The organism is Niallia sp. WK069_GA_01 (assembly GCF_983173855.1).
The window spans coordinates 167,968-194,165 of sequence record NZ_OZ470138.1; the positions used below are offsets into that span (position 1 = coordinate 167,968).

The window sequence follows — 26,198 nt, forward strand, 5'->3', positions numbered from 1 at the left end:
AGTCTCCCTCCTAGAACATTCCTGGAAGATTCATCCCTTTAGTGAATTGTCCCATAGTTGAATTTGTAAGCTCTTCTGCTTTTTTCAACGCATCATTTGTAGCAGCAAGTACAAGATCTTGGAGCATTTCCACATCTTCTGGATCTACAACTTCTTCCTTAATTTTCACTTCAACAATTTCTTTATGTCCAGTAACTACAACTGTAACCATTCCACCGCCAGCAGTACCTTCAATTTTTTTCTCACCTAGCTCTTCTTGAGCCTCAGCCATTTTTTTCTGCATTTTTTGCATTTGTTTCATCATGTTTTGCATATTACCCATTCCACGCATATTTATACCCTCCATTAATACATTTTATATTCAATTATTAGATGCTATTATCCCTATCACATGGTAGCAAAGTGTTCTGCCCTGCTTAGTCTTTTACTTCTAATAATTCTTCACCAAATAATTTTATCGCTTCTTCTACAAGCGGATCCTCTTTTTGCATTTCTGTGTTTTCTCCTTCAGATGAATGAAGGTGATGAGGACTGCTTAAGAAATCTTCCCTTATCTTTAGCCATTGATCTTCCGGAACCCCTACTAGCTTATATCGTTTTCCTACTAACTGATAAAGTGAAGTTGTAATTGTCTCTATAAATTTACCATTATCCAATGCCATTTGACAGTGAATTTCATATTTAAATTTAATGATGATAGAATCGTCTGATGCAGCTACTGGTTCTGCTTCATTTAATAATGCTGCTTGTGAGCGCATTTGATTCTGCACAAGTTTATTAAGCATATCTCCCCAGTTGCTTTTAATCTTCTGCAACTCAGGTTTTGTCGCCGTTTTTAGTATTTCGTTAATTTTTCCAGTTGGTGCTTGAAATCCTTTTCGATTCGTTCTTATTTTCTTTTGAGGAGCCGGATCTTCTGTCCTAGCACTCACACCATTCTGCTTTAAACTGGCAAGTTCTCCTTCAAGAGAATCTATTTTTGCTATCAAGCTTTGAAGCTCAGGTAATGAAGCAGTTACTTTAGAATTTCGAGGTCCTTCTAATTGGCATAGTTTTACGATCGCTACTTCTAGAAAGATTCTTGGATGATTGGTCCAGCGCATATCTTGTTGTGTTTTATTTAAAAGATTTATTATCTCGTATATATGCTCTTGAACATATTCTTCTGTTAAACCTTTAAATTCATCATCAAGAAGGACCCTTTCTAATGACTCTTCCAAATTTGGCGCCGTTTTATACAATAGCATATCCCGATAAAAGAAAATGAAGTCTTCAATGAATCGACTAGGATCTTTACCAGCAAGCAACAGCTCTTCTAAAGATTGTAACCCACTTATTGTATTTTTTTCAAAGATTGCTTTTGCTAATGTATTCAAAAATCCTTGAGAAACTGCTCCTGTTACCGTCAATGCATCATCAACTGTTACAGAATCCTCGCTGTAAGAAATCGCCTGGTCTAACAAGCTAAGCGCATCACGCATTCCCCCATCAGCAGCCCTCGCAATCATTTGCAATGCTTTTTCTTCACAAGAAATACCTGACTCTTGAACAATGATGCTCATTCTATTCACTATAGATTGAGCAGTAATTCTTCTGAAATCAAATCGCTGACATCTTGATATAATCGTTAAAGGGATTTTATGAGGTTCCGTAGTGGCTAATATAAAGATAACATGTTTAGGGGGTTCTTCTAAAGTTTTTAGCAGTGCATTAAAGGCCCCTATTGAAAGCATATGCACTTCATCTATTATATAAACTTTATAAGGAACAGAACTTGGAGCATATTTTACTTTGTCTCTAATGTCCCTTATTTCTTCAACACCATTATTGGATGCTGCATCTATCTCGATTACATCTGGAATTGAACCATCTGTAATACCTTTACAAGCTGCACATTCATTGCAAGGTTCTCCAATTGGAGCATTCTCACAGTTCACTGCTTTTGCTAATATTTTTGCAGCACTTGTCTTTCCTGTCCCTCTTGGTCCAGAAAAAAGATAGGCGTGTGATATTTTTTGTTGAAGAAGGGCATTTTGCAATGTTTTGGTTATATGTTCCTGACCTACCACATCTATGAACTGCTGTGGTCGCCAAACTCTATATAATGCTTGATAATTCATTGATTCGCCCCCATTCATTATTCCCATGATTATTATAGCTTATCTACAGTTGTTTTTACATATATACTGCAACCATATACAAAAAACTCATCCCTTAAATTAGGATGAGTTAAATATGTAAATTATAACTGCCGTGCACCTTTCATCGACTAGCACCCATAAGCGTTACTTAAGTAGTTAGCTCGGTCCAGGTAACCCTGCGGCACATGGGGGTGTCCACTTAATGCTGCTTCCTTCCGGACCTGACATGGTTCATGGATTCCCATTGCGCAGGACCCGGACGTCAACACTACTTGCTTAAGGCAGACCCTACAGGATACGAGCCTCAGAAAGGAATTCAGCCTCGCTAGAGCGGATTGCGAGTACAGGGCACCGCTACCTCCCCGCTTAGCACGACAAAATTGATACCAATAGTAAGGTGTCTTGTAAGACACATTTATAAGTATACTGATAATAGGACAAAATTGCAATATTTATCACTTGTTAATTATTGTAATAAACTTTTCCTCTTCTTCTCTTCCTTCTTACGAGATCGCAATTCTCTAAAAAAATCAGAAAGCAATTGTCCGCATTCATCTGCAAGTATCCCTGAAATAACTTCACTCTGGTGATTAAACCGATTATCCTGCAATAAATTCATAAACGTGCCTGCACATCCTCCTTTAGGATCTACCGCACCATAAACTACTTTAGCAATTCTAGAAAGAATAATTGCTCCAGAGCACATCGCACATGGTTCAAGGGTTACATATAATACAGCATCTTCTAATCTCCAAGTCCCTGCCTTTTTGCAAGCTTTCTCAATTGCTATTAATTCTGCATGCGCAACTGCCGACTGCTCTGTTTCCCTTAAATTATGCGCAGCAGCTAGAATTTTTCCACCTTGTACAATCACTGCTCCAATAGGCACCTCATTAATAGCTGCCGCCTTCTTCGCTTCCTTAATTGCCAGCGTCATGTAAAAAGAATGTTCTTCTTCCTTATTCATATACAACACACCTTAAGTAATTAAATTTATGTATAATATTTTACTTATTTTTTACAGAATATTAACCAAACTATAAAGGGATTAATAAAAACACCTATAAATAACAAATGCGGGGTACCTATGAAAAAATCTAACCATACAGCGCTACTTATTATAGATATAATTAATGATTTTAACTTTTCTAACGGAGATACTTTAGCGATGAAAACAAAAGAAATCGCAGCAAATATCTACTCTTTGAAACAATTATGCATAAAAGAAAACATGCCCGTTATTTATATTAATGATCATTATAACTTATGGAAAGCAGATTTAGATAAAATAATCTCCTTTTGCCTTAATGATAAAAATGATGAAATTCTCGATAAAATAAAACCATCAGATCAAGATTATTTTTTAATTAAGCCAAAACATTCTGCGTTTTATGGAACAGCACTTCATACCCTATTACAGCAGCTTCAAGTTGATACACTTTTACTTACTGGAATCGCCGGGAATATTTGTGTTCTTTTTACAGCTAATGATGCATATATGCGAGAATATTCCTTGATTATCGCAGATAACTGTATTGCTTCAGTAGATAACCAAGATAATACGTATGCAATAAGAATGATGCAGAACGTGATGGATGCAAAAATATTCACCTATCAGGAAAATACTATCATGTCTCCCCTTTTCCCTTCATAAAGTGTATTAAGCGCTTTTAAAAGCAGGAGGGAATAGAATGCAAATACATGTTGTACAAAGTAATCAAACATTAACAGGTATTGCTCAAGCCTTTGGCACAACAGCTGCCGATATTGTGGAAGCAAATGAACTTCCAAATACCAATCAATTAGTCGTTGGTCAAGCATTAGTCATCCCAATAGTTGGAAGCTTCTATTGGGTGCAACCTGGTGATAACCTTTGGTCTATTTCTCAAAGGTTTCAATTATCTTATCAAGAATTAGCCTCTATTAATAAAATAGCCATTAATCAGCCTTTACAGATTGGTCTGCGATTATATATACCCCAGAGACCAAAAAGAGCAGCAGAATTCAACGCATATGTAGAGCCTCGAGGGAATTCTGTTGCTCCAGCTCTAGAAACTAGTGCACGGGAGGCTGCGCCGTACTTAACCTATTTAGCACCATTTAGTTTTCAAGCACTTAGAAATGGCTCACTGAAAGAACCTTTATTAAATAATTTTCCCGCTATCGCACAAAATAATAATAATATACTAATGATGGTGATTACAAACCAAGAAAATGATCAATTTAGTGATGAATTAGGTAGAATTCTATTAAATGATCAAGCCGTTCAAAATACCTTTTTAAATAATATTGTTACTACAGCAAAAAAATATGGATTTACAGATATTCATTTCGATTTTGAATATTTAAGACCAGCAGATAAGGAAAACTATAACACTTTCCTTAGAAAAGCAAAATCCCGTTTCTCCAAAGAAGGGTGGTTGCTATCTACTGCTCTTGCACCAAAAACAAGTGCAGGGCAAAAAGGCCGTTGGTATGAAGCACATGATTATAAAGCACATGGGGAAATTGTCGATTTTGTTGTCATTATGACCTATGAATGGGGATATAGCGGAGGACCAGCAATGGCTGTTTCACCAATTGGACCCGTTAGAGATGTTTTGGAATATGCACGAACCGAAATTCCCTCTTCCAAAATATTAATGGGACAAAATTTATATGGATATGATTGGACACTCCCCTTTGTTGAAGGAAGCACTGCTAAAGCACTAAGTCCACAGGCTGCCATTCAATTGGCCAGCGAAAACAAAGTACAGATTTTTTATGATCAAAAAGCACAGGCACCCTTCTTTAAGTACACAGATAACAACAACAAATTACATGAAGTATGGTTTGAAGATGCAAGGTCTATTCAAGCAAAATTTAATTTAATAAAAGAATTAAATATTCGAGGAATGAGCTATTGGAAATTAGGATTATCATTCCCACAAAACTGGCTATTAATTGTTGATAACTTCCAAGTAACAAAAAGGCCCTAAAGTCACACGATTTCACACCAATCCCCTATTCAAAGAAACACTCATTCCAACAACTATCTTACATATAAATTTAAAGTAAACAAAAGAAGCAGCTTTCTAAGTTTATAAGCAGAAAGCAGCCGGAACACACGAAGACTCCCGCGGGAATGCGAGAAAGACGAGACCCCGCAGCGTATGCGAGGAGGCTCGTCGCTCGCCCGCAGGAAAGCGAAGTGTATTCCGGCTGCGAACTTTTTGAGAGAACCACAACCTCAGGGTAGCCTTCACTTATTACCAATCAAAAAAAAACAGATTATATCCTAAAAAACATCCATATGGTAAAATGTCTCTTGTGCATTTTTTTAAAAAGAAGGAGGGACAAGCAATGAAAACTATCCCTTTTATTACAGTAGAAGGACCTATCGGTGTGGGCAAAACATCTTTAGCAAAATTACTTTCCGAACACTTCCACTACTATTTACTAAAAGAAATAGTCGAAGAGAATCCATTTTTAGGGAAGTTTTATGAGAACATTGATGAGTGGAGCTTCCAAACAGAAATGTTTTTTTTATGCAATCGCTATAAACAATTAAATGATATAAATACAAACTACCTCAGTGCACAAAAACCAGTTGTGGCAGATTATCATATTTTCAAAAATTTAATATTCGCGAAACGATCTCTACAAGAAAGAGAGCTTACAAAGTATATACGCATTTATGAAATTTTAACAGAAGATCTCCCAAAACCAAATATTATTATTTACTTACACGCCAGCCTGGATACAATAATGGAACGCATAAAAAGAAGGGATCGAGATATGGAAAAAAATATCAGCCCACTATATTTAGAACAACTTTCCTCCGATTATGATCTTGTTATAGAGAATTTCCGAAAACAAAACCCAAACATTCCAGTGCTAACATTCAACGGAGATACCCTTGATTTTGTTCAAAACAAACAAGATTTCAAAATAATCATTCAAACTATCTTACAAACTTTACATTTAGGAGCATATTAACATGAATCTACTCAGTAAATATAATATTCCAAGCAACGCTGTCATCACCATTGCCGGAACTGTAGGTGTTGGTAAATCTACCTTAACAAATGCACTCTCTGAAGCCCTTCAATTTCGTACATCTTTTGAAAAAGTTGATACAAATCCATATTTAGATAAATTTTATCATGATTTTAGCAGATGGAGCTTTCATCTTCAAATATATTTTCTCGCTGAACGTTTTAAAGAACAAAAAAGGATTTTTGAGTATGGAGGGGGATTTATTCAAGATCGTTCCATTTATGAAGATACAGGGATATTCGCAAAAATGCATTATGAAAAGGGCACCATGTCAGCAATCGATTATGAAACCTATACAAGCCTATTTGATGCTATGGTAATGACCCCTTACTTCCCTCATCCTGACTTATTAATTTATTTAGAAGGCTCTTTAGAGGACATACTGCAGCGTATTGAGAAACGTGGAAGAACAATGGAAAAAGATACGCCAATTGAGTATTGGCAAGAAATGCATACCCGTTATGAAAAATGGATTAATTCCTTTTCCTCCTGCCCGGTCCTCCGCCTTAATATAAACGATTATGACGCGATGGCGGGCAGCAATGCTATTGAACCAATTCTGAAAAAGGTCGGACATATTATCAATCAAAAAAATTATATAAAGAAGGCATAAACATCAACTAACTAAGAAAACTTATACTTTCTTACCTTATAAAAAGGAAGGCGGACAACCACCTTCCTTTTTTAGTGAATCTTTTTCCTATACGAACACAAGCGTAAGATCTTCTAGGCACTGGCCGATTAAAGGCAGCGCCCTTACCTTATTTATGCCTTCAACAGCACTAGTACGTCCTCCGATGAAGCCTGGATGCAGACAAACCCCCAAGTTCCCCACCAGTCTATTTCGTTTATCATTCTGTAAACAACAAAAAAGCTTACTGCAAATGCAGCAAGCTTATATCTCCAATATTTATGCGCGATATTAATTTTAAAAATTATGGAGGAGGAAGGGGGATTCGAACCCCCGCGCGGTTTGACCCGCCTGTCGGTTTTCAAGACCGATCCCTTCAGCCGGACTTGGGTATTCCTCCATCAGACAAGATATAATATATCATTTTCAAAAATAGAAGTCAATATTTTATTTTATTTTTTTCACGATAAAAAGGGAAAGAAAATCCCTTTTTATCGGAAAATATGCTACTTTGCTTATTTGGAAGAAATAACCTCTTTATTGCCCATATATGGACGGAGAACTTCTGGGATAATAACACTACCATCTTCTTGCTGATAATTTTCTAAAATTGCTGCAACTGTACGACCAATCGCAAGACCAGATCCGTTTAATGTATGAACATGTTCTGGTTTCCCTTTTGGATCTCTACGAAAGCGAATATTAGCACGTCTCGCTTGGAATGCCTCAAAGTTACTGCAAGAAGAAATCTCCCGGTACATATTATAGCTAGGGATCCAAACCTCTACATCATATTTTTTTGCAGCTGTAAAACCTAGATCTCCTGTACACATACTTAATACACGATATGGCAATTTTAACAGCTGCAACACCTTTTCAGCATTTCCAGTCAATGTTTCCAGCTCTGCATAGGAGTCTTCCGGTTTTACAAATTTAACTAATTCAACTTTATTAAATTGATGCTGTCTTATTAATCCCCTTGTATCTCTCCCTGCCGAACCTGCTTCAGAACGGAAATTGGCACTGAATGCCGCATATTTAAGCGGAAGCTGCTCTCCATCTAAAATTTCATCACGATATAAGTTTGTAACAGGCACCTCAGATGTAGGGATTAAAAAGTAATCTTCTTTTTCAATTAAAAAGGCATCTTCTTCAAATTTAGGAAGCTGTCCTGTCCCAGTCAAACTTGCTCTATTCACCAAAAATGGAGGAATAATTTCTTGGTATCCATGTTCCTCTGTATGAAGATCGAGCATAAAATTGAAAAGAGCTCTTTCCAATCTTGCTCCCAAGCCTTTATAGAACACAAATCTACTGCCAGTAACTTTAGCAGCACGCTCGAAATCGAGCAAATCTAAAGTTGTAGCAACATCCCAGTGTGGTTTAGGTTCAAATGCAAAAGAACGGATTTCTCCCCATTTTCTAATTTCAACATTATCATCTTCTGTATCTCCAACAGGCACACTTTCATGCGGAAGATTTGGAATTCCTAACATAATCGCTTGCAATTTCTCTTCTACCACACGCAGTTCATCATCAAAACCCTTAATTTTTTCGCCTACTTCTCTCATCTCTACAATAAGAGCCTCTGCATCTTTCTTTTCTCTTTTTAAAACTGCAACTTGTTGAGAAACTTCATTTCTTCTACTTTTCAGTTGTTCCGTTTCAACAATTAATTCTCTTCTTCTCTTATCTAATTCTTCAAAGTTATCCAACTCAGATAAATCTTCGCCCCTGTGTTGTAATTGTTGCTTTACCATTTCAAAATTTGCTCGGACAAATTTAATATCTAACATCTTTTAGCCTCCTATTTACCTTTAATCTAATAAACATTCAAATTTTATCTACATCGGAAATAGTATTTTTAGAAAAAAATGCAAAAAGCTCCCATCCCTAAAAGGGACGAGAGCTACCCGCGTTGCCACCCTAGTTAAAAGTATTATTATACTTTTCACCTTAAAGAAAATAACGGTTTTTAGCCGAAAGCAATTACTAACCAACAAATGGTATTCCTTGCTTTTACTCTAGGATGGATTCACAGGCATTACCCACCGATTCACACCAATCATCGGCTCTCTTTAGAATAATGGATCTATTACTATTTCCTATCAATGTAGATATATTATATATTTTTTTCATCGTACTATAATTATTAACATACATCAACCATAATATGCAAGTTAACTTTTTGCTTCCTTCGCCATGTTAATAAAATAACCAGTTAATCGATGATCATCGGTTAACTCTGGGTGGAAGGAGCATCCAAGAAACTGTCCTTCTCTTGCTGCTACGATTCTTTCCTCATGCTTTGCAAGAATCTCGACATTCTCTCCAGCGGAAATAATATGGGGAGCTCGAATAAATACTGCTGTAAAATCCTCTGCTACACCAGCTATGTCTAAATCAGCTTCAAAGCTATCTTTTTGTCTTCCAAATGAATTACGCGCCACTTTTACATCCATAACTCCTATATGCGGTTCATCCGACCCATCAATAGACTTCGCTAATAATATAAGACCAGCACAAGTTCCAAACATTGGTTTTCCAGATTTCGCAAATCCCTTTAATGAATCCATAAAATCATATTTATCAATTAAGCGACGCATTGTCGTGCTCTCTCCACCAGGAATAATTAAACCATCCAAGTCCGCTAATTGTTCCTTATGTTTCACTACTACTGCGTTTACGCCATTTGCTTCAATTGCTTGAACATGCTCTCTTACGGCTCCCTGCAATCCTAGAACACCTATTGTCACTTCTGACATATTAACTTACCATCCACGTTCTTGCATACGAGATTCAGGGGCAAGACTTGCTATTTCAATACCTTTCATAGCAGTTCCTAAGTTTTTCGAAATCTCTGCAATTAATTTATAGTCTTGGTAATGAGTTGTTGCTTCTACAATTGCTTTTGCAAATTTTGCTGGGTTGTCCGATTTAAAAATACCAGAGCCTACAAATACACCATCTGCTCCTAATTGCATCATAAGCGCTGCATCAGCAGGAGTTGCTACTCCACCAGCTGCAAAGTTTACCACAGGAAGACGACCTAATTTTTTAATTTCTAGCAATAATTCATACGGCGCACCAAGAAGTTTTGCTTCTGTCATTAATTCATCTTCATTCATATAAGCAACTTTACGCACTTGTGCGTTTACTTTACGAATATGACGAACCGCTTCCACGATATTTCCAGTTCCAGGTTCACCTTTCGTGCGAAGCATAGATGCTCCTTCACCAATACGTCTTGCAGCTTCTCCCAAGTCACGGCATCCACATACAAAAGGAACAGTATAATCATTTTTGTTCAAATGATATTCTTCATCAGCAGGAGTTAATACTTCACTTTCATCAATATAATCAACACCCATTGCTTCTAAAACTTTCGCTTCTACAATGTGGCCAATACGCGCTTTTGCCATAACAGGAATCGTAACAGCATTCATTACTTCTTCAACGATAGTAGGATCTGCCATTCTAGCAACTCCACCAGCTGCACGAATATCTGATGGTACTCTTTCTAGAGCCATAACAGCAACTGCTCCTGCTTCTTCTGCAATCTTGGCTTGCTCTGCATTGATAACGTCCATAATGACGCCGCCTTTTTGCATTTCAGCCATTCCACGTTTTACTCGGTCAGTACCTGTTTTCAACTTATTTGCCCCCTATAATAGCCTACATTGTTGTAGATCTTAGTATGTTCCAAACTTAAGGAATTTTTCATGGTATGAATATTAATATCCCTAATGAAAATAAACAATAAAAAAAGGTTCCTGTCAAGACAGGAAACCTTCTTTTCAGCTCCGAGGAGTAAACTTTGATAAAAAAATGTGAAAGATGTTAAAGTAACTTATTCACATGTAAAAATTTACCATTGTCATTTTCGTCCTTTTTACCAAAAAAGACAAGCCAATTTCGTCATTTCCATTGTGAAATTGTGGATAACTACTTTTCTCTTTCCCAACACCACATCCTTTTGTTATAATTATGGCACTAGGTAAATCTAATTTGCATTGGTTTTCCCAGTTGTACTATATCCTCGTTTGTTAGTGTTTGCCCGCGCAAGGCTTCTAACAGTCGCGAGGATATTTCTTTTACCGTTTTTTTGACGCGCTTCAATGCTTTCGACCCTTGCTCATGAAGCACCATTATGATTTCTGTAATCTGGGCCAATAAATAATGATTTTTCATGGCATTGTAATTTTTACTGCTTGCGTGTTGAATGTGATAGCGTAGGTTTTTTTGTCTGTTAAATCCCTCGTTTTCTATTTTCCAACGGCTTCGTCCAGTGTTAACGAGCCTTTTGGCATTCTTTTTTGTGATTTTTATGTTGGTAAGGAAAAGAAACTTTTGTTTTCCCTTTTTCGTCTCCATTTCGTATTCCAGCACACTTTGTTGATGTTCCCTATAAACAATTCCGTTCACCCAAGTAATTCTTCCTTGTTGGCTATCTTCATTTATATTCAAGACATTGTCTTCCATATTTTTTAATACCTGAAACTCACTGGCAATACTTTTGATGCGATCTTCCTTGAATCGAAATAAATAGTTCCACTTATATTTCTTGCATTGGTTAAAGACCTTTTCACACGCATAAAGACTATCGGCAATGATACAGATGGGCAGCCGTTTGAATGTGTCTTTAAGTCTTGTAGCCAATCGATAAAAAGCATTTAGTTCACAATCTTGTTTCTCCACGTCTTCCGATTCATTTTCAATAAATTCTGAGTCAACACTCAGCACCATATCTCCAACAACCAATTTAGCTTCTAGGACGTGATGCATATAGATGGTCTTTGTTTTTTCTTCACCCGTTTCCTTATCCTTTTCCTTGTAATTTCGTCTCAAGCAGTGGTCACAATGCTTTTCATTAAACGTGAAAATGCCTGTACCATCAATGATAACGCCCCAATATTTCCCCTCAATCCGATAAGAATCAAAGCACCTCTTTTTCAATAATTCTTTGATCATGTACGTTCGGATATGTTCAAGTTCTGCTGGTTTCAACCGAGAAAGAAAATTATTGATTGTGTCATAGTGGGGTAATTCTTCCAAATGTTCAATCCCTAAAATTTTTCCTATATTTTCAATGCACTCGTCCTTGTTGAATTCATTCGTCATTTCACGCATGCTTTTTAGATTACAGGTGTTTTTTAAAATAACCATCATCAAAAGGACTTCTGGGTCATAAATGGTATAGCCCTGGTGTCTTGGATCCTTTACTTTTTTAAGCAACTTATTAAAATCTTTAAAAAAGTGTTTCTGCGTTTTCAGAAACTCGAATAAAAAGTTTATCCCTTTTTCTTTATCACGTTTGTCTTTTCTAGTTATCATAAAAAAAATCCTCCCAAATATCAATATAATAGGGTTTTGTATATCCTAATTATCCTATATTTGGCGAGTGTTAGGTGGAATTATCTCGAAAAACTTTTACTCTTCAGAGCTGACCTTCTTTTTATTTTCAAAACCAACCTTTTACCGTGCTTGATACACTTTTCCAAACATCAGAAAAAAATCCTCCAACTCCACGCATAGCGAGTACAAACCAATTTGCCTTTTCCACATTTTCAGTAGCAATAACATCAACAGATACTGATTTTTCTCCATCGCTAGTTAAGAACGGGACATTTTTCCCATCTTTCGTTTGTAAAGTGATAGAACCTACTTTTTCTCCCTTTTTAACCGGTGCAGTAAGTTCTCCTTTACTATTTAATTTTTTTTCATCAATTATTAGTTTTGTTTTATAATTTTCTTTTTCACCATTTTTTATAACAAGGTTAATCGCTTTATTTGTGCTGATTTTCACCTTATCTTCTTTCCCTTTAACTACTTTAAGTGTTTCTTTATTTTTCACTGTGTAGTTACTTGGAAGAATTTCCTCTTTTGCAAAATTGCCAAATGCATAATCTAAAATTTTTATCGTTTCAGAAAAACGGGAATTTTTCGTTTTGCCCTTCATAACAACCGTGATAAAACGTTGATTTCCTTTTTTGGCAGTTGATGTAACATTATAGCCAGCATAATCAGTTGAACCAGTTTTCAGCCCATCAACACCATCGTATCCAAAAATCAAGGATGGCAATAACCAGTTGAAGTTTTTATACTCTCTTCCATCTCTGAATTTCAGACTTGGCATACTAGAAGTTTCCAACACTTCTGGATAATCATTCACTAAGTGTGAGGCTAGTTTAGCAACAGCTCTTGCTGACATTTCATTTTCACTTGTTTCGTTGCCTGCAGGATATTTCCCTAATAAATCAACATTATTTAAACCAGATGAATTAACAAATTTATAATCTTTTAAATCTAACTCTTTTGCTTTTTTATTCATTACATTAATATAATTTTTTTCCGTTCCAGCAATTAATTCAGCTAAAGCAGCAGTTGCTGCATTTCCAGAATGGATAGCCATCGCCTGGTATAATTCCTTTACTGTATACTCTTCTCCCTCAGTTAATCCAACATTTGAAAGTTCAGGAGCACCAGATAATCGATGAATATAATTGTTTATCTTCACTTTTTGTTCCCAAGTGATTTTACCATTTTTTATCGATTCAAGAACTATGTATTCCGTCATCATTTTAGACATAGAAGCAACGCCTAATAACTCATCGGCATTTTTTTCATATAATATTTCACCTGTATCTGCATCCACTAATATTGCCGCTTCTGACTCAAGACCTAATTCATCTTTTTCTGCTGCTTTTGCTTGTTGTGGTAGACCTGTCGATAATGTAGCTAACATAAGTAGCATGATCGCAACATACAGCATCCACTTTCTAATATAATTCAATGATATAACCTCCAAAACTATTCTATTATCTATTAAACTTGTCTAATTTTTTATGTTAAAGTTTCCCTTGTTCAGTTTAACATAAAAATATCAAAAAAAATAGACAGTGATAGCGTTCACTGTCTATTGAAAATTAAGGGAATAAAGATATATATTTTATTAAAATGATCATTAAGAAATAGAATAATTTGGTGCTTCTTTCGTAATTTGTACATCATGTGGATGACTTTCTCTTAAACCTGCTCCCGTCATTCGAACAAATTGAGCATTTTCTCTTAACTCAGACAAGTCTTTTGTACCACAGTATCCCATACCAGAACGAATACCACCTATAAGTTGGTAAATCGTGTCAGAAAGCGGTCCTTTATATGGCAGTCTTCCTTCAATACCTTCTGGAACAAACTTTTTATTATCTTCTTGGAAGTAGCGATCCTTTGAACCTTTTTCCATTGCTGAAACAGAACCCATTCCTCTGTAGACTTTAAATCTACGACCTTGGAATATTTCTGTTTCTCCTGGGCTTTCAGAAACACCTGCAAGCAAGCTTCCAAGCATAACCGCATGTCCTCCTGCTGCTAGCGCCTTAACTATGTCTCCAGAGTATTTAATACCCCCATCAGCTATAATTGATTTACCATGCTTTCTGGCCTCTGTAGCGCAGTCATATACTGCAGTTATTTGTGGGACACCTACGCCAGCTACTACCCTTGTTGTACAAATGGATCCAGGCCCAATACCAACTTTAACAACATCAGCTCCGGCATCAATCAAAGCTTTCGTTGCTTCAGGAGTAGCTACATTTCCTGCAATAATAGTTAACTCAGGGAAAGCATTGCGTATTTCTCTTACACCATCTAGTACACCTTGAGAATGGCCATGAGCAGTATCTAGCACTACTACATCTACATTTGATTTCACTAATACTTCTACCCTTTTAATTGCATCGTTCGTAACCCCCACTGCAGCACCTACAAGAAGTCTTCCATGCGCATCTTTCGCTGAATGAGGAAATTCAATAACCTTTTCGATATCTTTAATCGTTATTAATCCCTTTAATACTCCATCTTTATCAATTAAAGGTAATTTTTCAATTTTATATTTCTGTAAAATACTTTCTGCTTCTTCAAGTGTCGTTCCTACTGGAGCCGTTACTAAATTATCTTTTGTCATTACATCTGAAATTTTAATGGAAAAGTCTTCAATAAAACGAAGGTCGCGATTTGTTAAAATACCTACTAATTTTTGTTCATCCTTGTTATTAACAATTGGGACACCAGAAATACGATATTTCCCCATTAAATGTTCTGCATCAAACACTTGATGATCTGGGCTAAGGAAAAATGGATCTGTAATTACTCCACTTTCAGAGCGTTTAACTTTATCAACTTGTTCAGCCTGTTGTTCAATGGACATATTTTTATGAATAATTCCTAGTCCACCTTGTCTTGCAATTGCAATAGCCATGTCAGCCTCTGTAACAGTATCCATTCCCGCACTGATCAGCGGAATATTCAAGTTAAGATTTGAAGCTAATTGAACCTTTAAACTAACATCACGTGGTAATACTTCCGATTTAGCCGGTATTAATAAAACATCATCAAATGTTAATCCTTCTTTAACAAATTTACTTTCCCACATTTTAACGCCTCCATAAAGTAAAAAAATATTATTAGTAGGTTATCAATTGGACAAAATACTGTCAAGGTCAGTTTAATAAGTTTCATTTTTCTAAAAATTCGGGAGGTACATAAAATGGTAAATCACTATAAAGGATGGGAGTCATATAGCTGCTTTTTTTCCGCAGAATACACTCAAACCTTTCTAAAAAAATGTTATAAATTACTAAAAGTAGACGATGTAGAAAAAAAGAGCTATCAAAATTGTTATCCATTTATTTATTTTTTAGAACAAGGAAAATTATACTATCAACAAGGGCTAAATTCACCTTTATCCATTCAGCCGCTTTTAATTTTTTATGGTTTTGTTCATTTGATTAAAGCCTGCCTATTGACGTTAGATCCATCCTATCCTAGTTCTACATCTGTTCTAGCACATGGTGTTTCCACAAGAAAAAGGAAGAAACAACAGTATCGTTTTTTTCAAGATGAAGTAAAAATTCAAAAAAATGGGTTATTTACTCATATGGCTGAAAAGATGTTTTCAATAAAATCTTTAGAAGGGGAAAAAGTTAAAATGGAAAACCTTTTGAAACAAATTCCTGAATTGACGGAGCTTTTTCATATTATGAATGGACAAGATTTATTTTTACCTATTGTTCTAAATAATACTACAATTTCTATTCCTGTCCAAATTTTAGATACTTATTTTATGAATATAAATCGTTTCAAAAATTACTTAGAGAATAAGAATCATACGCCTATTAAAAACGTTGATCAAGATAAACACTTTATCACGATTGAATTTTTGGAATCTCTCCAAACTTTTGAACCTTTAAAGTATAACTTAAATGATCGGCATTACTATATTTCCATAGCAAAAGAAGATCAATCTCATCTTCCAGAAGTACTCAATCATTATTTAATTTTATACAATTTAAGTATGATATCTCGCTATGAAACAGAATGGTGGAGTGAACTATTAAAAACTACTCCAAATCAGGATTATCCTTTCATCGAGAATTTTTTATCTGTTTCTATTCAGAAGGGGCCTTATTTGATTTATAAATTTTTAGAAAATCGTATGTCGTAATATATCAAGAACAATGGAAATTTATTTTAAAAGAGTTTGTTTTTCCATAAATAAACAACTTATACCATTCATTTCTCATGCTCTTAAATAGTCATAATTTATTATATGAGTCGTAATAGCTAGTAATAAATTAACAGAGATTAGGCGCTGGAGCTGAATACAGACTGCCGTAAAACATTTAAGTCTTCTAGTTGTTTACAATTTTCTAAACAACAAAAAAGGCACTCAACAAATGAGTACCTTTTTAGTGCCTGGCGACGTCCTACTCTCACAGGGGGAGAGCCCCCAACTACCATCGGCGCTGAGAAGCTTAACTTCCGTGTTCGGTATGGGAACGGGTGTGACCTTCTCGCTATCGCCACCAGACTATTCTATTTTTAAGAGTTTTGTTCTCTCAAAACTAAATCATTTATGAAGAAATAAGAAATCGAATAATCATGTATGTCCAGTTACAACGCTGATATACAGACGTTTTCACTTTTCATTTTTAGTTAAGTCCTCGATCTATTAGTATTTGTCAGCTCCACATGTCGCCATGCTTCCACCTCAAACCTATCAACCTGATCATCTTTCAGGGATCTTACTAGCTTACGCTATGGGAAATCTCATCTCGAGGGGGGCTTCATGCTTAGATGCTTTCAGCACTTATCCCTTCCGCACATAGCTACCCAGCTATGCCTTTGGCAAGACAACTGGTACACCAGCGGTGCGTCCATCCCGGTCCTCTCGTACTAAGGACAGCTCCTCTCAAATTTCCTACGCCCACGACGGATAGGGACCGAACTGTCTCACGACGTTCTGAACCCAGCTCGCGTACCGCTTTAATGGGCGAACAGCCCAACCCTTGGGACCGACTACAGCCCCAGGATGCGATGAGCCGACATCGAGGTGCCAAACCTCCCCGTCGATGTGGACTCTTGGGGGAGATAAGCCTGTTATCCCCGGGGTAGCTTTTATCCGTTGAGCGATGGCCCTTCCATGCGGAACCACCGGATCACTAAGCCCGACTTTCGTCCCTGCTCGACTTGTAGGTCTCGCAGTCAAGCTCCCTTGTGCCTTTACACTCTACGAATGATTTCCAACCATTCTGAGGGAACCTTTGGGCGCCTCCGTTACTTTTTAGGAGGCGACCGCCCCAGTCAAACTGCCCACCTGACACTGTCTCCCACCCCGATAAGGGGTGCGGGTTAGAATGTCAATACAGCCAGGGTAGTATCCCACCAATGCCTCCACCGAAGCTAGCGCTCCGGCTTCCAAGGCTCCTACCTATCCTGTACAAGCTGTACCAAAATTCAATATCAGGCTACAGTAAAGCTCCACGGGGTCTTTCCGTCCTGTCGCGGGTAACCTGCATCTTCACAGGTACTATAATTTCACCGAGTCTCTCGTTGAGACAGTGCCCAGATCGTTACACCTTTCGTGCGGGTCGGAACTTACCCGACAAGGAATTTCGCTACCTTAGGACCGTTATAGTTACGGCCGCCGTTTACTGGGGCTTCAATTCAGAGCTTCGCATTGCTGCTAACCCCTCCTCTTAACCTTCCAGCACCGGGCAGGTGTCAGCCCCTATACTTCGCCTTACGGCTTCGCAGAGACCTGTGTTTTTGCTAAACAGTCGCCTGGGCCTATTCACTGCGGCTCTCTCGGGCTTTAACACCCAAAAGAGCACCCCTTCTCCCGAAGTTACGGGGTCATTTTGCCGAGTTCCTTAACGAGAGTTCTCTCGCTCACCTTAGGATTCTCTCCTCGCCTACCTGTGTCGGTTTGCGGTACGGGCACCTTGAACCTCGCTAGAGGCTTTTCTTGGCAGTGTGGAATCAGGAACTTCGGTACTATATTTCCCTCGCCGTCACAGCTCAGCCTTTATGGTAACGGGATTTTCCTCATTACCAGCCTAACTGCTTGGACGTGCTAATCCAACAGCACGCTTACCCTATCCTCCTGCGTCCCCCCATTACTCAAACGGTTCATAAGGTGGTACAGGAATATCAACCTGTTGTCCATCGCCTACGCTCTTCAGCCTCGGCTTAGGTCCCGACTAACCCTGAGTGGACGAGCCTTCCTCAGGAAACCTTAGGCATTCGGTGGATGAGATTCTCACTCATCTTTCGCTACTCATACCGGCATTCTCACTTCTAAGCGCTCCACCAGTCCTTACGGTCTAGCTTCAACGCCCTTAGAACGCTCTCCTACCACTGACATCTATTGATGTCAATCCACAGCTTCGGTGATACGTTTAGCCCCGGTACATTTTCGGCGCAGAGTCACTCGACCAGTGAGCTATTACGCACTCTTTAAATGGTGGCTGCTTCTAAGCCAACATCCTGGTTGTCTAAGCAACTCCACATCCTTTTCCACTTAACGTATACTTTGGGACCTTAGCTGGTGGTCTGGGCTGTTTCCCTCTTGACTACGGATCTTATCACTCGCAGTCTGACTCCCAAGGATAAGTATTTGGCATTCGGAGTTTGTCTGAATTCGGTAACCCGATGGGGGCCCCTAGTCCAAACAGTGCTCTACCTCCAATACTCTTACCTTGAGGCTAGCCCTAAAGCTATTTCGGAGAGAACCAGCTATCTCCAAGTTCGATTGGAATTTCTCCGCTACCCACACCTCATCCCCGCACTTTTCAACGTGCGTGGGTTCGGGCCTCCATCCAGTGTTACCTGGACTTCACCCTGGACATGGGTAGATCACCTGGTTTCGGGTCTACGACCACATACTTATTCGCCCTATTCAGACTCGCTTTCGCTGCGGCTCCGTCTTCTCAACTTAACCTCGCATGTAATCGTAACTCGCCGGTTCATTCTACAAAAGGCACGCTATCACCCATTAATGGGCTCTAACTACTTGTAGGCACACGGTTTCAGGATCTATTTCACTCCCCTTCCGGGGTGCTTTTCACCTTTCCCTCACGGTACTGGTTCACTATCGGTCACTAGGGAGTATTTAGCCTTGGGAGATGGTCCTCCCTGCTTCCGACGGGATTTCTCGTGTCCCGCCGTACTCAGGATCCACTCAGGAGGGAACGAAGTTTCAACTACAGGGTTTTTACCTTCTATGACTGGCCTTTCCAGACCTATTCATCTACCCCGTTCCTTTGTAACTCCATGTTGAGTGTCCTACAACCCCAAGAGGCAAGCCTCTTGGTTTGGGCTAATCCCGTTTCGCTCGCCGCTACTCAGGGAATCGCGTTTGCTTTCTCTTCCTCCGGGTACTTAGATGTTTCAGTTCCCCGGGTCTGCCTTCAGTACCCTATGTATTCAGGTAAAGATTCTATCCCATTACGGATAGAGGGTTTCCCCATTCGGAAATCTCCGGATCAAAGCTTACTTACAGCTCCCCGAAGCATATCGGTGTTAGTCCCGTCCTTCATCGGCTCCTAGTGCCAAGGCATTCACCGTGCGCCCTTTCTAACTTAACTTTGGTTTCGGCTAAAGATAAACTTCACATCTCTTCGTCAGCTTCTTCGCTCTGCTCCTCACGTACAAAGTACGTTCTGGTGCTCACTCTGGCGCTTCCTTGACCTGTTCGTTTCTCTTTACCCTCAAGTTTCGGCCAAAAATCAGCTTCGCATCTCTTCATCAGCTCTCTCACTCTGCTCCTCACGTACTGTTGTATGCTCCGGTGCTCGTTCGGTCGCTTCCTTGACCTGCTTGCTGCTTTTTGCCCTCATGTTTTCTGCTATTTGGTAGATGGTATTTGACTACTATCTACTATAAATAGAGAATCTAAGATGGCGATTACTCGGTTTTTCTTGGTTTCTTCATAAATATGATTTAGTTTTCAAAGAACAAAAAAATAAACGATAAATTCGTTTGGTGGAGCCTAGCGGGATCGAACCGCTGACCTCCTGCGTGCAAGGCAGGCGCTCTCCCAGCTGAGCTAAGGCCCCTCAAAAGAGTTGATTATTAAAGTATGGTGGGCCTAAATGGACTCGAACCATCGACCTCACGCTTATCAGGCGTGCGCTCTAACCAGCTGAGCTATAGGCCCATCAATTTCAGGTTACCCTATTATTTTAAACAAAGAGAAATCTTTGTTTTTGAGGAATTGCTCCCTCAAAACTGAACAACAAACTCGTCAACAATCTGTGATGGAATGTAAATTCCATTTTCCTTAGAAAGGAGGTGATCCAGCCGCACCTTCCGATACGGCTACCTTGTTACGACTTCACCCCAATCATCTATCCCACCTTAGGCGGCTGGCTCACATAAAGTGTTACCCCACCGACTTCGGGTGTTACAAACTCTCGTGGTGTGACGGGCGGTGTGTACAAGGCCCGGGAACGTATTCACCGCGGCATGCTGATCCGCGATTACTAGCGATTCCAGCTTCATGTAGGCGAGTTGCAGCCTACAATCCGAACTGAGAATGGTTTTATGGGATTGGCTTGACCTCGCGATTTTGCTGCCCTTTGTACCATCCATTGTAGCACGTGTGTAGCCCAGGTCATAAGGGGCATGATGATTTGACGTCATCCCCACCTTCCTCCGGTTTGTCACCGGCAGTCACCTTAGAGTGCCCAACCAAATGCTGGCAACTAAGATCAAGGGTTGCGCTCGTTGCGGGACTTAACCCAACATCTCACGACACGAGCTGACGACAACCATGCACCACCTGTCACTCTGTCCCCCGAAGGGGAACGTCCTATCTCTAGGAGTGTCAGAGGATGTCAAGACCTGGTAAGGTTCTTCGCGTTGCTTCGAATTAAACCACATGCTCCACCGCTTGTGCGGGCCCCCGTCAATTCCTTTGAGTTTCAGCCTTGCGGCCGTACTCCCCAGGCGGAGTGCTTAATGCGTTTGCTGCAGCACTAAAGGGCGGAAACCCTCTAACACTTAGCACTCATCGTTTACGGCGTGGACTACCAGGGTATCTAATCCTGTTTGCTCCCCACGCTTTCGCGCCTCAGCGTCAGTTACAGACCAAAGAGTCGCCTTCGCCACTGGTGTTCCTCCACATCTCTACGCATTTCACCGCTACACGTGGAATTCCACTCTTCTCTTCTGCACTCAAGTCCCCCAGTTTCCAATGACCCTCCACGGTTGAGCCGTGGGCTTTCACATCAGACTTAAAGGACCGCCTGCGCGCGCTTTACGCCCAATAATTCCGGACAACGCTTGCCACCTACGTATTACCGCGGCTGCTGGCACGTAGTTAGCCGTGGCTTTCTGGTTAGGTACCGTCAAGGTACGAGCAGTTACTCTCGTACTTGTTCTTCCCTAACAACAGAGTTTTACGATCCGAAAACCTTCATCACTCACGCGGCGTTGCTCCGTCAGACTTTCGTCCATTGCGGAAGATTCCCTACTGCTGCCTCCCGTAGGAGTCTGGGCCGTGTCTCAGTCCCAGTGTGGCCGATCACCCTCTCAGGTCGGCTACGCATCGTTGCCTTGGTGAGCCGTTACCTCACCAACTAGCTAATGCGCCGCGGGCCCATCTGTAAGTGACAGCGTAAACCGTCTTTCAGCTTTCCTACATGAGTAGAAAAGGATTATCCGGTATTAGCTCCGGTTTCCCGAAGTTATCCCAGTCTTACAGGCAGGTTGCCCACGTGTTACTCACCCGTCCGCCGCTAACTTAAAAAGCAAGCTTTTTAAGTCCGCTCGACTTGCATGTATTAGGCACGCCGCCAGCGTTCGTCCTGAGCCAGGATCAAACTCTCCATATAAGAGTAAGATTAGCTCCGAAGCTAAACTCTAGCTTTTTTGTTACTTGTTTTAGTTTATAACTTAGTTATAAACGTTTATTGTTGACGTTTTGTTTGTTCAGTTTTCAAAGAGCAATTTCATTACTTCTGTCAGAAGCAACTTTTATATAGTAACATTTATTCTTTAAAAAGTCAACAACTTTTTTATTTCTTATTTAGAAACATTTAGTTAACTTGCTGACTTGTATGATTATAGCAACATTTTTAAACTAACGCAACATTTTTTTTAAAAAAATATAAAAAATATTTTTTTATTTTTTAATCAAATAAAAATAATTTAATTAAGACCCACACGGCAAAATTTCTTCTATAAAGAGATGCCTGTTTTTCGTTAAATCTACAATTTCTTTTGTTTTTGCCATTATTAATAATGGGCGTGTCGGTGATTTCTCTTCAATAAATATAATTTCTCCTTTTTCTCCATTGGATAATCTGACTTTGCTGCCTACTGTATATTGTATTATGCCAGCACTTAATGCATTTAGTATGGTTAAATCAAACTTACCAAAGTAATCTTGTTGTAATTGTTCTAATACTTTAAAAGGAGATCTTTTTGTTCTGTATAATCTTTCAGAAGTCATTGCATGGAAAGTATCTGCAACAGCAATTATTTTAGCAAATGGATGTATTTTTTTAGCATCATTACCTAATGGATAACCACTTCCATCTAATCGCTCATGATGCTGATAAATAGATAATCTTGCTTCATTTCTTAATAGTGCATGTTCAGGAATCATTTTAAAGCTATATCTTGTATGCTCTTTTACTTCCTTAAATTCTTCTTCCGTTAACGGTTCTGTTTTTTTTAATAATAAAGGATTTACTTTGGCCATCCCCGCATCACTTAAACAACCCGCAAGCGCAATTTGAATTCTTTCTTTTTTTGGGTAATGTAGTTTTTCAGCAAGATAAGCACTTATTACAGCTACTGCTACTGAATGCTGATACACATACTCTTCCTTATTAGATAGGTGATATAACGAAAATATCTCTCTGCTTGATCCGTCAAGTTCATTAAGTAAAGGTAATAACAGCAAACGTATATTGGCTATATTAACTGGCAATCCCGATTGCCACGATTGAAATTCCTTTTTATATTGTTGAACAGTATGAAGAAATTTGGTAAAAAAGGTAGTTTGTTCATTCGTCTTATCTTGAATGAATTCAGTTGATTCACGTGATTCTATAAAATCATTACCATCAATTTTTGTGTTTTCAATTATAACTTCATTAATTAAAAATGCTTTTAAAAGATTTATATGAGTATTATTTAATACGGTTTTTGCACTAATGATTGGTTTATTCGTTAGATGATAAACATCCTCTACTAAAATACAGCCTACCTTTAAATCTTCTATTTTTACATTCATAATTGCTTACCACCTTTAAAATACCGACTTTTATACTATTTTACTGTATTTACCTCTTTATGTTAATATCTTTATTCCTAGTTCTAATGATTCATTCCTTCCTTAAATTAGAAAAGCAACAACGATTTGTAAAAACTCATCTAAATGAAGAGGATATAAATTCTGTTATAACAACGGTAAAAAAAGCTGCCAGACATTCTGACAGCTTTTCCATTTTATTATAAATTATCATTGAATAGAATATTATTCTTCTGTATCTGTTTGCTCATTAGCTGGTGTTTCAGATGCCTCTTCTACTGCATCCTCTGTTTCAATTTCCTCTTCTTCTTCTTTTTCAACTTTTGCAACCGTAGCAACAAACTCATCTTCTTTTTCATTAAGTTTAATCAACTTAACTCCTTGTGTATTTCTACCCATAGATGAGATATCATTAACTGCCATACGAATCAAAACACCACCAGTGGTAATAATCATAAGATCCTCATCACCAGTAACAGCTTTCATAGATACCAGTGTACCATTCTTATCCGTCACATTGCATGTTTTAATTCCTTTCCCGCCTCTACCTTGTATTCGATATTCATCAGCAGGAGTTCTTTTTCCAAATCCATATTTTGTGACAATCAGAATTTCTGTACTTTCTTCTAATACTTCCATTCCCACTACTTCATCGCTGGCAGAAAGTGATATTCCTTTCACGCCTGTAGCTGTTCTCCCCATTGAACGGACATCCGTTTCCGGGAATCTAATTAGCAAACCATTTTTCGTACCAATAATGATATCCTTTGAACCATCTGTTAGACGAACAGAAATTAACTCATCACCATCTCTTAAGTTCACCGCTATTAATCCATTATTTCGGATATTAGCAAAAGAAGATAATGGGGAACGTTTTGAAATCCCTTCTTTTGTTGTAAAGAATAAGAACCAATCATCTACAAATTCAGATACTGGAATAATAGCATTTACCCATTCATCTTTTTCTACGCCAAGCAGATTGATAATTGGTATTCCTTTCGCAGTTCTGCTGAATTCAGGAATTTCATATCCTTTTAATCGGTACACTTTTCCTTTATTTGTGAAGAATAGAATAGTATCATGGGTTGATGTTGTACTTAATTGTTCTACAAAGTCATCATCATTTGTTCCCATTCCCTGTATTCCTCTTCCTCCACGTTTTTGTGCTCGATAAGTGGAAGCTGGAAGGCGTTTAATATATCCATTGTGAGTTAGCGTAATAATAATATTCTCTTCTGGTATTAAATCTTCATCCTCAATATTTTCAATACCGCCAACTACAATTTCCGTCCGACGTTTATCATTAAAACGTTCTTTTACTTCTAATAATTCCTCGCGAATAATTTCAAGCACTTTTTCCTCGTCCGCTAAGATTGCTTTTAATTCTCCGATTAATTCGATTAAAGCTTTATATTCTTCTTCAATCTTTTCTCTCTCTAATCCTGTTAATCTTTGCAAACGCATATCCAAAATAGCCTGCGCTTGTTTTTCAGAAAGATTAAAGTTAGTAATTAATCCCTCACGGGCAATATCGGCTGTTTGAGAACGGCGAATTAAACTGATTACTTCATCTAAATGATCTAATGCTATTCGCAATCCTTCTAATATATGTGCACGTGCTTCTGCTTTTCTTAATTCAAACTCTGTTCTTCTTCTTATAATTACTTTCTGATGATCCAAATAATAAGCTAGACACTGTTTTAAATTAAGCACTTTTGGCTGCCCATCTACTAATGCTAGTAAATTAATTCCAAAGCTTGTCTGCATAGCAGTTTGTTTATATAAATTATTTAGAAGTACATTAGCATTTGCATCTTTACGAACTTCAATAACAATCCGCATTCCATTACGGTCAGATTCATCCCTTAGGTCAGTGATTCCGTCTATCTTTTTATCACGGACTAATTCAGCAATTCTTTCTATTAGCTTTGCTTTGTTCACTTGATATGGAATTTCATTCACGATAATAACTTCTTTACCGCTTGCTTTCACTTCAATATCTACTTTAGCTCTGATGATAATCGAACCGCGTCCTGTTTCATAGGCTTTTCGTATTCCGCTTCTGCCAAGTATCATTCCATATGTAGGGAAATCTGGTCCTGGGATAATTTCCATCAGTTCTGCAATTGAAATATCTGGATTTTCACTTACAGCAAGAACACCGTCAATTACTTCCCCTAGTTGATGGGGCGGAATATTTGTTGCCATTCCTACAGCAATTCCACTCGTTCCATTAACTAACAGGTTTGGAAAACGAGATGGTAATACAACAGGTTCTTTTTCTTCACCATCAAAATTCTCAACATAATCAATGGTATCTTTATTAATATCACGCAATAGTTCCATTGAAATTTTCGACATTCTGGCTTCGGTATAACGCATTGCTGCAGCAGAGTCACCATCAACAGAACCAAAATTACCATGACCATCTACTAACATGTAACGGTAGTTAAAGTCCTGTGCCATACGAACCATTGTTTCATATACAGCACTATCACCATGAGGGTGATATTTCCCGATTACTTCTCCAACAATACGTGCTGATTTTTTGTACGGTTTATCAGAATGCATTCCTAAATCATGCATAGCGTATAAAATCCGGCGATGAACTGGTTTTAGTCCATCTCTTACATCAGGAAGAGCACGAGACACAATAACACTCATTGCATAATCTAAAAAAGAAGTACGCATTTCCTTACTAATATTAATTTCTTTTATTTGAGAATTTGGCGTATCAGCCATGTAAAGGAACCTCCTTAAGAAAAGCGCAAGGAGCTCGATAATA

At 38.4% G+C, this 26,198-nt stretch carries 16 protein-coding genes, 3 tRNA genes, 3 rRNA genes, 1 other RNA gene and 1 other annotated feature; of the genes, 5 read left to right on the forward strand and 18 right to left on the reverse strand.

Annotated features, from left to right (window positions below):
* Positions 1-10: 10 nt before the first annotated feature.
* The 4 genes from AC5LWL_RS00930 to tadA form a co-directional block, all read right to left on the reverse strand.
* Entirely contained in the window at positions 11-331 is a 321-nt protein-coding gene (locus tag AC5LWL_RS00930; RefSeq protein ID WP_493432603.1) for a YbaB/EbfC family nucleoid-associated protein, read from the reverse strand.
* A gap of 85 nt (positions 332-416) precedes the next feature.
* Positions 417-2,120, reverse strand: coding sequence for a DNA polymerase III subunit gamma/tau (gene dnaX, locus AC5LWL_RS00935; RefSeq protein ID WP_493432604.1), 1,704 nt, complete (start codon positions 2,118-2,120; stop codon positions 417-419).
* A gap of 131 nt (positions 2,121-2,251) precedes the next feature.
* An RNA gene (gene ffs, locus AC5LWL_RS00940) (signal recognition particle sRNA large type) lies at positions 2,252-2,516 on the reverse strand.
* Positions 2,517-2,607: 91 nt separating this feature from the next.
* A complete protein-coding gene (tadA, locus tag AC5LWL_RS00945; RefSeq protein ID WP_493432605.1) occupies positions 2,608-3,108 on the reverse strand; it encodes a tRNA adenosine(34) deaminase TadA in 501 nt (166 codons plus the stop codon).
* 120 nt (positions 3,109-3,228) lie between these two features.
* Between tadA and AC5LWL_RS00950 the strand changes: the two genes are divergently transcribed.
* The 4 genes from AC5LWL_RS00950 to AC5LWL_RS00965 all read left to right on the forward strand — a co-directional run bounded on the left by AC5LWL_RS00950 (position 3,229) and on the right by AC5LWL_RS00965 (position 6,792).
* On the forward strand, positions 3,229-3,795 hold the full coding sequence (locus tag AC5LWL_RS00950) for a cysteine hydrolase family protein (protein WP_493432606.1): 567 nt from the start codon (positions 3,229-3,231) through the stop codon (positions 3,793-3,795).
* A 37-nt stretch (positions 3,796-3,832) separates the two neighbouring features.
* Complete coding sequence (locus AC5LWL_RS00955) at positions 3,833-5,119, forward strand: glycosyl hydrolase family 18 protein (protein WP_493432607.1); 1,287 nt, start codon at positions 3,833-3,835, stop codon at positions 5,117-5,119.
* A gap of 364 nt (positions 5,120-5,483) precedes the next feature.
* Complete coding sequence (locus tag AC5LWL_RS00960; RefSeq protein WP_493432608.1) at positions 5,484-6,119, forward strand: deoxynucleoside kinase; 636 nt, start codon at positions 5,484-5,486, stop codon at positions 6,117-6,119.
* A 1-nt stretch (position 6,120) separates the two neighbouring features.
* A complete protein-coding gene (locus AC5LWL_RS00965; protein ID WP_493432609.1) occupies positions 6,121-6,792 on the forward strand; it encodes a deoxynucleoside kinase in 672 nt (223 codons plus the stop codon).
* A gap of 325 nt (positions 6,793-7,117) precedes the next feature.
* On the opposite strand, the gene AC5LWL_RS00970 is transcribed toward AC5LWL_RS00965, so the two are convergent.
* The 7 genes from AC5LWL_RS00970 to guaB all read right to left on the reverse strand — a co-directional run bounded on the left by AC5LWL_RS00970 (position 7,118) and on the right by guaB (position 15,241).
* Positions 7,118-7,210: transfer RNA gene (locus AC5LWL_RS00970), tRNA-Ser, on the reverse strand.
* 115 nt (positions 7,211-7,325) lie between these two features.
* Entirely contained in the window at positions 7,326-8,606 is a 1,281-nt protein-coding gene (gene serS, locus AC5LWL_RS00975; protein ID WP_493432610.1) for a serine--tRNA ligase, read from the reverse strand.
* Positions 8,607-8,705: 99 nt separating this feature from the next.
* Positions 8,706-8,931 (reverse strand) — a binding site (T-box leader).
* 59 nt (positions 8,932-8,990) lie between these two features.
* Positions 8,991-9,575 (reverse strand): pyridoxal 5'-phosphate synthase glutaminase subunit PdxT, encoded by a 585-nt coding sequence (gene pdxT, locus AC5LWL_RS00980; RefSeq protein ID WP_493432611.1) that lies wholly within the window; start codon positions 9,573-9,575, stop codon positions 8,991-8,993.
* A 6-nt stretch (positions 9,576-9,581) separates the two neighbouring features.
* Positions 9,582-10,463: a pyridoxal 5'-phosphate synthase lyase subunit PdxS gene (pdxS, locus tag AC5LWL_RS00985; protein ID WP_493432612.1), complete on the reverse strand. Its 882-nt coding sequence runs from the start codon at positions 10,461-10,463 to the stop codon at positions 9,582-9,584.
* A 340-nt stretch (positions 10,464-10,803) separates the two neighbouring features.
* The gene (locus AC5LWL_RS00990) at positions 10,804-12,144 is read right to left on the reverse strand and encodes a transposase family protein (RefSeq protein WP_493432582.1); all 1,341 of its coding nucleotides are present in this window, start codon (positions 12,142-12,144) and stop codon (positions 10,804-10,806) included.
* Positions 12,145-12,271: 127 nt separating this feature from the next.
* Positions 12,272-13,594 carry a D-alanyl-D-alanine carboxypeptidase family protein gene (locus AC5LWL_RS00995; RefSeq protein WP_493436505.1) on the reverse strand — a complete coding sequence of 441 codons (1,323 nt, stop codon included), beginning with the start codon at positions 13,592-13,594 and terminating at the stop codon, positions 12,272-12,274.
* A gap of 180 nt (positions 13,595-13,774) precedes the next feature.
* Positions 13,775-15,241 carry an IMP dehydrogenase gene (guaB, locus tag AC5LWL_RS01000; RefSeq protein WP_493432613.1) on the reverse strand — a complete coding sequence of 489 codons (1,467 nt, stop codon included), beginning with the start codon at positions 15,239-15,241 and terminating at the stop codon, positions 13,775-13,777.
* Between the two features lie 114 nt (positions 15,242-15,355).
* On the opposite strand from guaB, the gene AC5LWL_RS01005 reads away from it, so the two are divergent.
* Positions 15,356-16,312: a YaaC family protein gene (locus AC5LWL_RS01005; protein WP_493432614.1), complete on the forward strand. Its 957-nt coding sequence runs from the start codon at positions 15,356-15,358 to the stop codon at positions 16,310-16,312.
* 249 nt (positions 16,313-16,561) lie between these two features.
* On the opposite strand, the gene rrf is transcribed toward AC5LWL_RS01005, so the two are convergent.
* The 7 genes from rrf to gyrA form a co-directional block, all read right to left on the reverse strand.
* Positions 16,562-16,678 (reverse strand): 5S ribosomal RNA (gene rrf, locus AC5LWL_RS01010).
* 121 nt (positions 16,679-16,799) lie between these two features.
* Positions 16,800-19,736, reverse strand: a 23S ribosomal RNA gene (locus tag AC5LWL_RS01015).
* A 395-nt stretch (positions 19,737-20,131) separates the two neighbouring features.
* Positions 20,132-20,207: transfer RNA gene (locus AC5LWL_RS01020), tRNA-Ala, on the reverse strand.
* Positions 20,208-20,231: 24 nt separating this feature from the next.
* Positions 20,232-20,308: transfer RNA gene (locus AC5LWL_RS01025), tRNA-Ile, on the reverse strand.
* A gap of 127 nt (positions 20,309-20,435) precedes the next feature.
* A 16S ribosomal RNA gene (locus AC5LWL_RS01030) occupies positions 20,436-21,986 on the reverse strand.
* The 16S, 23S and 5S rRNA genes sit together here with 2 tRNA genes alongside, the layout of an rRNA operon.
* Positions 21,987-22,306: 320 nt before the next feature.
* Positions 22,307-23,395, reverse strand: a complete 1,089-nt coding sequence (locus tag AC5LWL_RS01035; protein WP_493432615.1) for an HD-GYP domain-containing protein — start codon at positions 23,393-23,395, stop codon at positions 22,307-22,309.
* A 243-nt stretch (positions 23,396-23,638) separates the two neighbouring features.
* Entirely contained in the window at positions 23,639-26,155 is a 2,517-nt protein-coding gene (gyrA, locus tag AC5LWL_RS01040; protein WP_493432616.1) for a DNA gyrase subunit A, read from the reverse strand.
* Positions 26,156-26,198 lie beyond the last annotated feature (43 nt).

Coding starts and splice junctions, on each gene's coding strand:
- AC5LWL_RS00965 (WP_493432609.1), top strand. CDS start 6,121: ATGAATCTACTCAGTAAATATAATATTCCAAGCAACGCTGTCATCACC.
- AC5LWL_RS00955 (WP_493432607.1), top strand. CDS start 3,833: ATGCAAATACATGTTGTACAAAGTAATCAAACATTAACAGGTATTGCT.
- dnaX (WP_493432604.1), bottom strand. CDS start 2,120: ATGAATTATCAAGCATTATATAGAGTTTGGCGACCACAGCAGTTCATA.
- AC5LWL_RS00960 (WP_493432608.1), top strand. CDS start 5,484: ATGAAAACTATCCCTTTTATTACAGTAGAAGGACCTATCGGTGTGGGC.
- AC5LWL_RS00950 (WP_493432606.1), top strand. CDS start 3,229: ATGAAAAAATCTAACCATACAGCGCTACTTATTATAGATATAATTAAT.
- gyrA (WP_493432616.1), bottom strand. CDS start 26,155: ATGGCTGATACGCCAAATTCTCAAATAAAAGAAATTAATATTAGTAAG.
- AC5LWL_RS00990 (WP_493432582.1), bottom strand. CDS start 12,144: ATGATAACTAGAAAAGACAAACGTGATAAAGAAAAAGGGATAAACTTT.
- guaB (WP_493432613.1), bottom strand. CDS start 15,241: ATGTGGGAAAGTAAATTTGTTAAAGAAGGATTAACATTTGATGATGTT.
- pdxT (WP_493432611.1), bottom strand. CDS start 9,575: ATGTCAGAAGTGACAATAGGTGTTCTAGGATTGCAGGGAGCCGTAAGA.
- AC5LWL_RS01005 (WP_493432614.1), top strand. CDS start 15,356: ATGGTAAATCACTATAAAGGATGGGAGTCATATAGCTGCTTTTTTTCC.
- serS (WP_493432610.1), bottom strand. CDS start 8,606: ATGTTAGATATTAAATTTGTCCGAGCAAATTTTGAAATGGTAAAGCAA.
- AC5LWL_RS00930 (WP_493432603.1), bottom strand. CDS start 331: ATGCGTGGAATGGGTAATATGCAAAACATGATGAAACAAATGCAAAAA.
- tadA (WP_493432605.1), bottom strand. CDS start 3,108: ATGAATAAGGAAGAAGAACATTCTTTTTACATGACGCTGGCAATTAAG.
- AC5LWL_RS01035 (WP_493432615.1), bottom strand. CDS start 23,395: ATGAATGTAAAAATAGAAGATTTAAAGGTAGGCTGTATTTTAGTAGAG.